Origin of the sequence: Criblamydia sequanensis CRIB-18, assembly GCF_000750955.1 — a bacterium.
GTDB classification, from domain to species: Bacteria; Chlamydiota; Chlamydiia; order Chlamydiales; family Criblamydiaceae; genus Criblamydia; species Criblamydia sequanensis.
In genome coordinates this window covers 98939-111601 of record NZ_CCEJ010000004.1, presented here as the reverse complement: position 1 = coordinate 111601, position 12663 = coordinate 98939, and the positions used below count along the sequence as shown (strand labels likewise).

Below are 12663 nucleotides of genomic sequence, written 5' to 3'. Positions count from 1 at the left end.
ATGAACGATTTGATCACGTCTTTAAATCCTTTTAGTCCCAAGTATCATGCGCTTGAAGATTTTAATAAATTAACTCTCCTAAGCAAGCTTACCGTTATATTTGTGACAACCCTTGCAAGTATTGCCACAGCTTTTATTTGTACCTCGCTTGTCTTTAGATTATTAGTTGGAAGATTAAAACCGTTAGATCCGACCAAAGATACTCCTCAAAATGACTTAGCTCATAAGATAGAGAGCATTGCGAATCCGGTTTTAAGCAAAAGTAATCTTCCATCAAATGAAGAACTGCTTCTTCATCTTTTTTCTTTTCTCGATAGAAATTCCCTTTTTAATGCCATGCAAGTTTGCCGTGATTTTCGAAGAATCGGCGCTGATGATACTCTATGGAAAGGAAAGACGGGGTTCGATTCACCGAAAGATGGAATGTCTTTTTTCCAAAAATATCTGAAAAAAAAAGAAATCGCCTTCAGATTAAAATCAGAAGGCTGCCAACCTAAAGTTACAAAAGTAAAAAACATTTATGAAACTAATGATATTTATGGAAATTATATTATTAGCTTCAAAGCTAATAACGAATTAAGAATTTATGATGTTGATACGGGGGAAACGAAATTTTTTCAGGAGCCTTGCATAAACTGCATCCAAATCTATGGGAATAAATTATTTGTTGGCTCAAATGGTTTCGTTGATCTCTACGATTTAATAACGGGTAATCTTTTAAGGACATTTATTTTTAAAGAATCAAATTTCTCCAAAGTAAAAGGGGTTTTTGTCCAAGAGGGAAAGGTTTTTGGAGCTTTTCATAACAAATTAGTGGTTTGGGATTTAGAAACAGGCGTAAAACAAAAGATTTTAAAGGGAGGACATTTAAGCAACCTTCAAAGAGTATTTTGTCATGATAGCTATATCATTACTTTTGATGAAGATCAGATGCAGGTCATTTGGGATTTGGAAAAAGGATCTTTCCTTGATAGGGTTTCAGCCCATCCTCTCGCCATTTATGAAGGAAAATTAATAACCTGGAGAAATTCAGATAATTTAATGGCTTTTTATGATTTTAAGACTAAAGACTCTGAAACTCTTCGTTTTTTTATTCCTGAAGACCATTCGAGCGAATCACAAATCCATATAGATGCAAATTTATTACTTAATAGGCTTATCATACGATCTTCTTTTAAAATTACAGTGGGCGACTTAAAGGAAAATAAACTCCTTTATAATCTTTCTCCCGCTCAAGAATCTGAAAGGGGTGAGGAAGAATTTCGCTTTGCAAAAGTTTCTATAAGCCATGGAAAAATCATCGCTTCCGTCGAATCAAAAGAATCAGGTGTTAGTGCGAAAATCTTTGCCTGGGATTTTGAGACCGGGACCCTGATCTATTCATTTCCAATAGAAAATTTTACAGGCTTTCTTATCTTAGAAGAAGAGAAGGTTATTTTATGCGGCTCTTTTAATAAACTAGAAGTTTGGGATTTGGAAACAGGGCTTTATAAAAGATGCATTCCAACTCTAGATGACCTAAAAATTGTATTTTCTATGCACGAGGGGAAAATTCTTCTTGAAAACCAGAAGGAACTTGCCCTTTTAGACTTCAGTAAAAAAGGGGAGGACGCCAAATCTAAGGGATGCGTTTTATTTTAGTCTTAAGCTCTCGAGGGTGTCAGAGAAAGTTTTTGAAACGCTAAAAAACTGAAGTTAAGTTGGCTCTTTTTTAAGAAACTCCTTTGTAGATAGAAAGAAAGTCTTTTTATTTAATTATTTTGAGCATAACTAGTAAAAGGCTCTTAATTGATTTTATAGGTGAATATACTTACAATGCTTTTCTTTTAAAAAGTTAGGCATCTTATGAATGATTTAATTTCATCTTTAAATCCGTTTAGTGCAAAGCATCACGCACTTGAGAATTTCAATAAATTGAATCTTTTAAGCAAGCTTACCGTCATATTTGTGACAACCCTTGCAAGTATTGCCACAGCTTTTATTTGTACCTCGCTTGTCTTTAGATTATTAGTTGGCAGATTAAAGCCGTTAGACGCATCTTTAACTTCCCCGCAAAATGATTTAGCCAAAAAAATAAGAGAGGCTGCCATGCCTATTCTAGAGCAAAATATTCTTCCTTTTGATGAAGCGACAGTCCTTCACATCTTTTCCTTTTTAGATAAAAATTCGCTTAAAAATGCCATGCAAGTTTGCCGTCATTTTCGAAGAATTGGAGCTGATGACACTTTGTGGAAAGGGGAAAAGAAACTTGATGAAGATAAATCACTTTATGAAAATTACCTAAAAAGAGAGGAGATTGTCTCTAGAATTAGATCTAAGACTATTCAGCCACAAGAGACCAAGTTAAGGAAGACGGCTGGAAATTCCTATGTGTATGAAAGTCTCCTGATTAGCCTATTTAATGAAAGAATACGAATTTATGACACTAAGAGCGGAAAAGAAACTGAATTTTCAAAGCCTGTGAGCGCAATTGAGATATCTAAAGGCCATTTACTTTGCGGCTCTTCAAGTCGTCTTGAAATTTGCAATCTTAGGACAGGTGAAACACTAAAAGCACTTGCCATAAAGCCTTTGGAATCTTGCCCTCTCTCCTGGATAAGTCAGCAGGAGGGGTTAATTTTTGCAGCCTATCATAACAAAATTGCGGTTTGGGACCCTGAAAAGGACACGCTAAAGTGGCTAAAGGGCGGACACACTAAGTTAATAAAAGATGTCGCGTGTTACCAGGGGTTTGTCTTAACCTATGGCAAAGATTTAAGACAGATTATTTGGAATCTAGAAAATGAGTCCATTTTGAATTGTGCCCCTGCGTTACCTTGCAAAATTTATGAAGGAAAACTAATCAGTTTAAGATTTTCTGACGGCGTACTTAATAGCATAGACTTTAAGACTCTAATTTCGAGTGCAATTTCGTTTTTTTCTCCTCGAGATCATTTTATCGTTGGCAGTGAAGATGAGGTGGACTTCGGGTTTAAAACTTATGTGGTTCAAAGTAAATTGATCATCTGCTCAATCTTAAGAATAACGGTGGGTGATTTAAATGACGATAAACTTCTCTATTTTCTTAGCCTTCCGACTGATATTCCTCCTGTAGAAAAGCCAAGGTTTTCAGATTTCTTATTGAGCTCAAAGAAGCTCATCGCCCACGTGAAGTCAAAAAACCATTCCAGAATTTTAATTTGGGACTTTGAAACCGGAAAGACTTTGTTTACCTTGCCTGTTATTAATTTCCTTAATTTCAAAGTTATGGAAGACGCCAGGGTGCTTGTATGCGAGTGCCTAGACAAGCTTGTGCTTTGGGATTTAGAAAAAGGGGAATATATAAAGGAGATCCCCATTCCAACGAGGACGGAAATTTTTAGGCGGATGAGCAAGATAGCTCCTATGCCGGAAGGAAAGATTTTTTTAGAAAGCGCTTATGACAGGATTCTTTTAGACTTTAATAAAAAAGAAAACGTTAACTCTAAGAGTTGTATTTTGTCTTAATATCAAATCTCATCGGCATTAAGAAAAGTTGTTTTAAAATTAAAAAAACGGTAGTTTATTCTTTTTTATTATTTTTTTTTGTTAAATATGAACAATTTAATTTCTCTACTCAATCCATTTAGTTCTCGGTATCAAGCTTTAGATCAATTTAATAATTTGGCTTTTATTCATAAGTGCACTGTTATTTTATTAACATCAGTTGCTTCCATTCTCACAGCTTTTGTTTTTACGGCCTGCGTTTTCAGAACATTAGTGGACAGACTAAAACCCTTGGACTTATCATCCGATCACCCACAAAGTAAAACTGCTAAATCAGTAGATGAAACTTTTAAGCGAAGTTTAAGCAAGGGAGAGGCAGAGGAGGATCTTAAAAACTTTTCATTAAATGAGGAGATGCATTTACACCTACTTTCCTTTCTTGATCCAAAATCTTTGAGGATGGCTATGCAAACTTGTAGTGAGTGGCGTAGAGTTGGTTCGGATAATTCGTTATGGGAACCAATTGTAAGATCAGAATTCCCACTAGAGAAAAAAACTCAAAATTTGTCATTTTTAGCGCAGTATATGAACATCAAAGAGGTTTCATTTAAAACTACCTCTCCCGAGTATCACCCCATCCAAAAATCGTTTGAACGAGAATTCTTTGATAGAACAACAATAGAATTTCCTCGATTAATATCAAAAAATATTTTACTTCAAGGATGTTGTCCCCTTTTTGTTCGCAATATTGCTACGGGGAAAAAAATTTTCACTGTCGAGAGAGATAACTGCTATGCATATACCAACAGCAAATTCATAATTGGGTCTTCAAAGATTGATATTATTGAGTTGGAAAATGGAGACTTTATTAAAACTTTAGAAATAGTTCAGACTTTGAACTCCAAAAAGATTTCGAAGCTATTTATAAAAGAGGGAAAAATTATAGCTATCGTTGGTAAAGAGCACATACTGATCTGGGATTTGAATACTTTTGAGTTTATTAAAAAATTAGATGGAACAAATTTAAGCAATATGTTGAGCTTTTTTTTCTATGACAAATGGCTTGTTGGTTTTTCCCCAGAGGGTCAAACAATTTGGAATTTGGAGCAGGGAACTTCATTATGCCATAAGGGTTTTTTGCCATTAACTATTTTTGAAGGTAATTTAATTGGAATTTCGTCCGTTTCGAGGACGCTTAGCAGTTATAATTTTAATTCTGGGACCATCCAGGAACTTAATTGTTTTTCTCCTGAAGAATATTTTGGTGTACGTGCTCTCCATTCAGATCAATTTTTTTTAGACCCCATTCGTACAATAGTTTTTAATAACAAGTTATTATTTTATACTAAAAGGCAAATAATACTTTTTGATTTAAAAGAGAATAAAGCAATTTTTAAATTAGTACCACCTCTTATTTTTACTAAAAATCTCGAATTTAATGGGGTTATAGTTGGAAAAAAAATTATTGTTACAACTCAAAAAATAGAATTGGATTCCTTTGCATTACAAGACAAGGAGTTTACTCAATTATTGGAGACATTGAAGAAAATAGCTGAGGAGTTTACTAATCTCGTAGTAATTTGGGATAAAGACTCTGGTGCTTTAGTAAAGAGCTTCCTTTTGAAAATAAACGGTCTCACTCTTTTTAATGATACTCTTATTTGCTTCGATCAAAATATAGTAGAAATGAGAAACCTTGAGGGCAACTTAATAAAAAAATATGCCTTGGAAGATAAAATCCTTTATTTGGAAGTTAAACAGGAAATCATCGCAGCCCATACTAAGGACAAAACCATCTTTTTAGATTTTTCTGAGACCAAGGAAAAGGCTGATGCTTGCTCGCTTCTTTAAAAAAGTACGATCTCTTCATAGGCTTTAATAGACAATTCAGGTATATATAAAGGTTTAAATAAAAGAGCTTCTTAAGGAAGGATTTTGAGCCTGATATGGATTTTTGGTTTGTTGTAATGTTATTAGCCTTAATGGGATTTGTAACATCAAAGCTTGCGGAGCAAAGAGGACGCAACCCTTTTATTTGGTTTATGATCGGAGCTCTTGCCGGCATTCTCGGCATTGCGGCTTTATTTTTGCTCGACTATATTCAACCGGTTCAAAAAGAAGATGAAAAAGAGACTGCCCCGAAAGAATTAGAGAGCGACCTTCCCCCTCCTCCCCAAGAAAAAATCAATCCCTTAGAGCTTGGAGTCTGGTATTTTGTCGATCAAGACAAAAAACAAAGGGGGCCCTTAGATTTTACCGATATGTTTATCACCTGGGAAGACGGCCGTATTCCAAGCGATGCCCTTGTTTGGCATGAATCTTTTGCCGATTGGAAGCATTTAAGCGAATGCCGGAAAATTCTTGATTTATTCGAGATGAAAAAACAGCAGAATATTGAGAGAATGGAAGAAAATAGGGATGACGAAGATTCTTAAGGGAAAGAAAAAGCCATAAGCGCAATACTTATGGCCTGAGAAGCGAAAAATTATAATTCTTACCAGCTTGATTTAGTGACGCCTGGGATTTCACCACTGGAAGCCATTTCTCTAAAGCAAAGTCTAGACATTTTAAATTTGCGTAAAAAACCTCTGCAGCGACCTGTTAAAAGGCATCGATTGCGAAGACGAATCGGGGAAGTGTCGCGTGGCATTTTATTGAGCTTTATTCTAGCTTGCTCTCTTTCTTCTTCGGAAAGAGACATATTAGAAATAGTTTTCTTGAGCGCTTGGCGTTTATCCCAATTTTGGCGGACAAGCTTTTCACGTTTTAGTTGTTTTTGAACTGAAGACTTCTTTGCCATGATTTTCCTATTTTTTCAGCGCTGGGCCTTTCTGCCGCTGCTTTCTATTTGGGTCTTTTTTATTGATCACATACAGACGATTTTTCCGGCGAACAATAATATCGCCTTTCGATTTGTCTGCTTTTACGGATGCTCTGACTTTCATGATTTATCCTAAGAAAAGGTTCGATAAAGATGCTATTTATAGCCTATTATACAGTTTCTTTTCAAGAGAGAAAATACACTCTTAAGAAAAACTTGAGAAGAGAAGCATTAAAAAAGTAAAAAGCACTCAATTTCAGCTTGCTTTTTTAGAGCGGGATTTACTATCATAAAGGCTCTTGAATAAAATATTAAAACAAGGTTTAACGCAGTGAAACGTACTTACCAGCCCAGCAAACGCCGCCGCGCCTCCGTCCATGGCTTTCGCGCCCGGATGAAAACAGCTAACGGAAGAAAAATCTTGAATCGAAGACGCCGTCACGGAAGAAAACAATTGACGCGTGTATAAAATACATGCTCCCTTCCTCTCATTTTCCTAAATCCTGCCGTCTTCGTAAAAGAAAAGACTTTGAGCGACTACGGCAAGGATCAAAAAATCTAAAGGGAAAGTGGATCTACTTGGTCTGCAAAAAAAATCAACTCGATTCTCCTAGGCTTGGCCTAGCTGTAACAAAAAAATTCGGAAAGGCTGTCTTGCGCAATCGTTTTAAACGAATCGTAAGAGCGGCTTTCCGAGCTCTCAAGCACGAGCTGCTTCCGGTCGATATTATTGTTCGGCCAAAACCCCATGCTCAAAGCGCGACATCTGACGATATTCGTGACGATCTCTTAAATCTTCTCAAAGAGAATAACAGTTAAGTTTTAGACTCGCTTCTGATAAATTCAATATCTTCAAAATACGTTAACCCCCCCCTAAGGTTATGGCTGTAATCAATCTTGATTTATTAAATCAAAATCAAAGAGTCGCTGTAGCGAGAACAGAGGGCAGACTTCTTATTTTGGCCGGAGCCGGAAGCGGTAAAACCAAAGTTTTAACGATGCGGATGGCCTATCTTATTCAGGAAAAAAAAGTGCCGTCCGAGTCAATAGTTGGCCTCACCTTTACAAATAAGGCAGCTAAGGAGATGCGCTCAAGACTTAGAGAGCTTGTACCGGAGAAAGAGTGTAAAAAAATATTTTTAGGAACATTCCATAGTTTTTGCTTAAAAATCCTAAGACAAGAAATCCATAGGTTAGGCTATACCGAAAGTTTTACGATTTATAATGAAAATGATGTTGAAAGACTTGTTCGTCATATCACGCGGGATATCTTAAACCGGGAAGGGGATTTGCCTTCCCTTCAGCCGACCTTAAGCTTCATTTCCAAAGCTAGAAGTAAAGGAAAAATTCCGGATAAGGCGGAAGGGGAAAATCCTTCTTGGCATGACGGGTTTGCAAGGGATGTGTATGAGAGGCTGAATCAAAGCCTAAGAGCCTATAATGCCCTTGATTTTGACAGCATGCTTTCTCTTACTGTTGAACTTTTAGAGAAATACCCGGAAGTTCTAAGAGCCTACCAAAGCAAAATCCAATATATTATGATCGATGAGTATCAGGATACAAGCCCGGTTCAGTATAGATTGGCAGAACTCTTAAGCCAGAATTCCAAGAATCTTTGCGTCGTCGGAGATGATGATCAATCCATCTATGGCTGGCGGGGAGCTGAGGTTCATAATATACTGGGTTTTAATGACTCTTTTGTTGTTAAACTGGAGCAAAACTATCGCTCCACCAATAAAATATTGCAGGCGGCAAACTCTCTTATTCATCATAATCAGACCCGTTATAAAAAGATGCTTTGGAGCTCAAAAGGGGATGGGGAGGAAATCACCGTTTTTCATGCCCCAACTGAGACCGATGAAGCTGAGTCTGTCGTTTACCGAATAATTAAAATGAAAGAAGCCCTTAATTTAAAGTGGAATGATTTTGCGATTTTATACCGCTCAAACTCCTTATCAAGATCACTTGAAGCAGCCCTTCTTAAGGGGGGGTATAGAAAGGACGGGATTTGGCATAGGGGCATTCCTTATTGCATTCATGGCGGGGTCGAGTTTTTTGAGAGGAAGGAGGTTAAGGATCTTTTAGCTTATCTTAAGATCCTTGTAAACCCAAGGGATGATGCGTCTCTTCTTAGAATTATTAACCTTCCAAGACGCGGGTTAGGGGAAGCGACTTTAGATTTATTGACCTCTTATAACAGGCAAAATAAGGTGCCTTTATTTACAGTTTTAGAAAAAATCTCAAGAAATGAGCTTAATCTAGAGCTTCCGGATCTTGCCAAAACAAGTATTTGCAAATTTATTGACCTTATGGATAAAACTAAGAGAGCCTTTCAAGAAAGGCCCTTAAAAGATGCCTTTAAGAGCTTTATTGAAGAGATTAACTTTGTTAAAGCGATTGCTGAAGAAGTTAAAAGCGAGAAAATGCGTCGTTTTAAATGGGAGAATGTGGAAGGGTTGGTTTCAGAGCTTGCCGATTATGAAGAGACTGAAATTAAAGAAGGCAAAAAAGCCGGATTAGTGAATTTTTTATCTGATATGGCACTTGATGATACCATGGGCTCAAAAAAAGATAAGGATTTGTCCTTAGACGCTGTTCATTTGATGACCTTCCATAGTAGTAAAGGCCTTGAATTCCCTTATGTTTTTTTAATTGGAATTGAAGATCACATCATTCCGCATGAAAAGAGTCTTTTAGAAACCGGGATTGAAGAGGAAAGGCGTTTACTCTACGTCGCTATCACAAGAGCTATGAAGGGCCTAACTTTAAGCATGGCGAAGGAAAGAAAACGAATGGGTGTCACCGAGTTAAGCAAACCTTCCAGATTTCTTTATGAGATCCCGAAAGAATTAATGAGGCTTGTTCGATATGATAATCTTTAATCAGCTTTTTTTCAGTTCTGCAAGAGCTTTTTCAATATCTTTTTGATGCTCCAAAGGGGCGCAATTAAGGGCATTTTGGCAATGTCCAATAGCTTTGTCATTATACCCTTTATCATTATAAACTTGGGAAATAATCATTTCTATACGCCACTCATTGTCCTTGTCTTGCCCTCTGAATTTTTCAAGATAGGTTTTTAGCGGCTCCAAAGCTATCTCAGGAGAATAGTTTTCTTTTTCCATTTCATCTGAATAAGCGTCAAATTCAATGCAGGCAATTTGAAAATGGGTTAGTTTCTGATTGCTAGGATCGCTCTCGAGAAGTTTCTTTTTTAAGGAAGTGGCTTCCTTATCGTGAATTTGACCTTCCTGACCCAAGAATCGATACCGCTCTATTCCAAAATAATCTGATCGGTCTGAGATAAGCCCTTTTTGAACAATTTTTACTTGATCATCGACTTTGTTAAATTCACGTGCCTTTCTATATAATTGTTTAAGCTCACCTCCCGAAAGAGGTGTAGCATTATTTTCCATTTGCTTCATTTTGGTTTTATAAGAGCCAAAATCATCTGTCATTTTTAACAAATGTTCAGCAAAAGCCTTTCCACCGCCGGGTCTATAGCCCGTCACGCCTATTTGGCTTCCATTGGCATCGATTAAGACAATTGTGGGAAAGCCATTGATGCGATATTTTCTTTGCAACTCTTCATTTCTAGAAGTAGTTCCCGGATCCAACTGCGTCCTTCTTGGAAAATCTATTTTTACAAATAAAATTTTGTTTTGAAGAGCCGAATCGAAAGCTTGTGTTTCCAAAGATTCTTTTTCAAGTCTTTGGCACCAAACACACCAGTCGCTTCCCGTAAAGAAAAGAGCGATAGGTTTATTTTCGCGGCTTGCCTGAGAGATGGCACTGTCATAAGAGACCCAATTTGCGGCTGATCCTTTGGAGGGGATAAGAGCGCAAAAAAGCATTAAGCTTAATAAACATAATGAAAACAATTTTGTCATCATTCCATCCTTTGGTTAAAGGTTTGTCTAGAAAACATTGAAGCACATCCCCGTTATTCAGCACAACTAAAGATTCTGTAATTAAAATACCGTTAAGGTGTTAATAAATAAATTAACAATTATTTACTATTAATTAATAAAATAATGATAGTTTGTTAACTGATTTATTTTATTTTTAATTAAATTAATGGTGTTTTAATGACTAATTATGCCGCTTACAATCCTTACTGTATGGGATGGAGTAACCCTTTAGGGGTTTACCCGAGTCCTTCAAATAATTTTTATTATCCACTTCAAAATAAAGAAAAAGATGCGAGCGACCCTTTTCCTTTGCTTAGGCAATTTCAAAAAATTGAAGACATAAGAGAAGATTGTCTCAACTTTCCGATTGGCCTAACGCCAAGGTTTATAAAGGCGGCCTATATTAAGCCTCCGGGTGATAAAGCGGCTCAAAAAGAACTTGAAGAATCTACAAGGACTTTTAATGAAGCTGAAAGCCTTCAAACCGAGTTTAAAAGTCCCCTTGCCAAAGCTCCCTTGGATAAAAGGCCTCAAGCGGAGTTTAAAATAACTCCCGAAAAAGCTGAAAGCCTTCAAACCGAGTTTAAAAGCTCCCTTGCCAAAGCTCCTTTGGATAAAAGGCCTCAAGTAAATTTAGAAGACGACCTTCGATCATTGAAAGAAGAAGTTGAAAACGTTCCTGTTGATATCCTTTTGAAATCAGAACCTCAGAAAAACTTATTAACCAAAAGCGATTTTAAAGAGATGAAAAGATATAACCCGATATTTTTTCGCACGATGAATCGAATTTTAAATGTAGCGGAGTCTTTACACAATAAAGAGATTGAAAAAGAGTATGAATTGAAACAAGAAGAGCTAAGAATTCTAGATTTAATTACAGAAAAAGAATGGGATGAGGAAGAAAGAGAGGCGGATAGATTTACAAGATCTCCGGTCATTCGAGATAATGAACCGAGGTTTGAGATAAAAAAGGAAGAAGTAGAGGCGTTTTCTAGCGATATGAAAATTAACAAAGATCTTTCTTTACAAGAGGCTATGGCCGAACGAAGAAAATCTTTTGAATATGAAGAAGACGAAGGTTTTGAAAGTAATGAGTTTTCGGACTAGTGATCGCCTTTACTAAAATCAAGGTTTAATTTAGGATAATTTGTTTATTATAATTATTAGTTAGCTGCCGAATGATTTATCCAAAAACAATAGTTTTAAGGCATAAAAAAGAAAATTTAAAAAAATGTTCTTTGCGAGGTCTTGAAAATCGTTCAGATTTTCAATTCCTTACTTATCCTAAAGACATAGTGCCAAAACTTTCTCAATATATCGTTCTTTCTTTTGAGGGTAAACCTTTGTCTTGCGAAGATGAAGACAAAGGCTTATTTATTATTGATGGAACGTGGAAGTATGCAGAAGTGATGGCTCGGATGACGCCGGCTATAAAAGATATGGAAACACGATCTTTGCCGGCTCATTTTAAAACGGCTTATCCAAGAAGACAGGAGGATTGTCCTTTCGAAGAGAGGGGCCTTGCGTCTATTGAAGCCATCTATATCGCCTACCATATTCTAAAAAGACCGCTTGACTCTCTGTTAGATAGTTATTTTTGGAAAGAGAATTTTTTAAAAATTAACGATCTGCCTTGATTCTAACTTTCATCTTTTTCAATAGAGTTCTTCCTAAACTCGGATTGATTGGAAGAATGAGCTGGTTTTGTGCAAATTTTTTGATAAATTTTGAAAGCATAGGATAACCTATGCATGAAAAATTTAGGTAAAAAGAAGCAAAAAAACAGCTATTTTAACAATTGAATGTAGTCTCGAAAGAAATCTAATAGTTTATTAATTTAAACTTTTAATAAGTTGGAAAAAGAAAATGCCCCTTATCCTTATCGTTTTAGTATTAGCACTAACTAGCTGTTCGCAGTCTAATGAACCGAAATCTCATGGAAAAGTTGAGCAAACAGTTGAAGATGCCCCTCTATTTAAAAGGGCTTTAAACTTACCTAAGACCGGTATTTTAAAGATGAAGCGAGATGGGTACCTTTATGTGAAAGTTGATGATCGCTATATCCATAACCTTCAACCAAAAATTCGGCTCCAGGGTTTTAAAAAGCCCCCTTATTTTCGTGAAAGCGATTCTCCGGGAGCACACATTAGTGTGGCTTATACTTTTGAAAGGGTTGCTTTTAAAGGGTATATGCCTGAGCTTAATCAAGAAATTTCGTTTACTCCGGTTCGTCTTGAAACAGTTAGAAAAGGAAACGGCACCGAATATTTTTTACTAGTCGTTCAATCAAAGCAGCTTGAAGAGATCAGAAAAAGACATGGCTTAAAACCAAAACTAATGGATCATGACTTTCATATCACAATTGGCGTGAAAAGGCCGAAAAGAGTAAGGCCAAAGATGCCTTATCCGAGGTGGAGACAAGAGAAACAGCCCATAAGAATATTGGCTCCAGCTCCCATGCACTTATAG

Annotated in this window: 13 protein-coding genes; 10 read left to right on the top strand and 3 right to left on the bottom strand. The window is 36.5% G+C overall.

The genetic code is table 11. The features are described 5' to 3' along the window. The 4 genes from CSEC_RS05285 to CSEC_RS05270 all read left to right on the top strand — a co-directional run bounded on the left by CSEC_RS05285 (window position 1) and on the right by CSEC_RS05270 (window position 5900). Entirely contained in the window at window positions 1-1641 is a 1641-nt protein-coding gene (locus tag CSEC_RS05285) for an F-box/WD repeat-containing protein (protein ID WP_041017401.1), read from the top strand. A 204-nt stretch (window positions 1642-1845) separates the two neighbouring features. Continuing rightward, a complete protein-coding gene (locus CSEC_RS05280; RefSeq protein WP_041017400.1) occupies window positions 1846-3486 on the top strand; it encodes an F-box/WD repeat-containing protein in 1641 nt (546 codons plus the stop codon). Window positions 3487-3573: 87 nt separating this feature from the next. Beyond that, on the top strand, window positions 3574-5316 hold the full coding sequence (locus CSEC_RS05275; RefSeq protein WP_041017399.1) for an F-box-like domain-containing protein: 1743 nt from the start codon (window positions 3574-3576) through the stop codon (window positions 5314-5316). A 95-nt stretch (window positions 5317-5411) separates the two neighbouring features. Beyond that, window positions 5412-5900 carry a GYF domain-containing protein gene (locus tag CSEC_RS05270; protein WP_041017398.1) on the top strand — a complete coding sequence of 163 codons (489 nt, stop codon included), beginning with the start codon at window positions 5412-5414 and terminating at the stop codon, window positions 5898-5900. A gap of 59 nt (window positions 5901-5959) precedes the next feature. Here the strand turns inward: CSEC_RS05270 and rpsN are convergent, their stop codons facing one another. Beyond that, a complete protein-coding gene (gene rpsN, locus CSEC_RS05265; RefSeq protein WP_041017397.1) occupies window positions 5960-6265 on the bottom strand; it encodes a 30S ribosomal protein S14 in 306 nt (101 codons plus the stop codon). 7 nt (window positions 6266-6272) lie between these two features. Next, entirely contained in the window at window positions 6273-6410 is a 138-nt protein-coding gene (gene rpmJ / locus CSEC_RS05260) for a 50S ribosomal protein L36 (protein ID WP_041017396.1), read from the bottom strand. A 207-nt stretch (window positions 6411-6617) separates the two neighbouring features. On the opposite strand from rpmJ, the gene rpmH reads away from it, so the two are divergent. The 3 genes from rpmH (at window position 6618) to CSEC_RS05245 (ending at window position 9168) form a co-directional block, all read left to right on the top strand. Continuing rightward, a complete protein-coding gene (gene rpmH / locus CSEC_RS12990) occupies window positions 6618-6755 on the top strand; it encodes a 50S ribosomal protein L34 (protein WP_079977986.1) in 138 nt (45 codons plus the stop codon). 5 nt (window positions 6756-6760) lie between these two features. Beyond that, window positions 6761-7105: a ribonuclease P protein component gene (rnpA, locus tag CSEC_RS05250; protein ID WP_041017394.1), complete on the top strand. Its 345-nt coding sequence runs from the start codon at window positions 6761-6763 to the stop codon at window positions 7103-7105. A 62-nt stretch (window positions 7106-7167) separates the two neighbouring features. Then, window positions 7168-9168 carry an ATP-dependent helicase gene (locus CSEC_RS05245; RefSeq protein WP_041017393.1) on the top strand — a complete coding sequence of 667 codons (2001 nt, stop codon included), beginning with the start codon at window positions 7168-7170 and terminating at the stop codon, window positions 9166-9168. On the opposite strand, the gene CSEC_RS12655 is transcribed toward CSEC_RS05245, so the two are convergent. Further along, window positions 9169-10173, bottom strand: a complete 1005-nt coding sequence (locus CSEC_RS12655; RefSeq protein ID WP_053331803.1) for a thioredoxin family protein — start codon at window positions 10171-10173, stop codon at window positions 9169-9171. It lies immediately after the preceding gene. A gap of 198 nt (window positions 10174-10371) precedes the next feature. Between CSEC_RS12655 and CSEC_RS05235 the strand changes: the two genes are divergently transcribed. The 3 genes from CSEC_RS05235 (at window position 10372) to CSEC_RS12650 (ending at window position 12663) form a co-directional block, all read left to right on the top strand. Then, window positions 10372-11301, top strand: coding sequence for a hypothetical protein (locus CSEC_RS05235; protein ID WP_041017392.1), 930 nt, complete (start codon window positions 10372-10374; stop codon window positions 11299-11301). A gap of 71 nt (window positions 11302-11372) precedes the next feature. After that, window positions 11373-11831, top strand: a complete 459-nt coding sequence (locus CSEC_RS05230; RefSeq protein ID WP_041017391.1) for a DTW domain-containing protein — start codon at window positions 11373-11375, stop codon at window positions 11829-11831. A gap of 229 nt (window positions 11832-12060) precedes the next feature. Next, window positions 12061-12663, top strand: a complete 603-nt coding sequence (locus CSEC_RS12650) for a hypothetical protein (protein WP_053331802.1) — start codon at window positions 12061-12063, stop codon at window positions 12661-12663.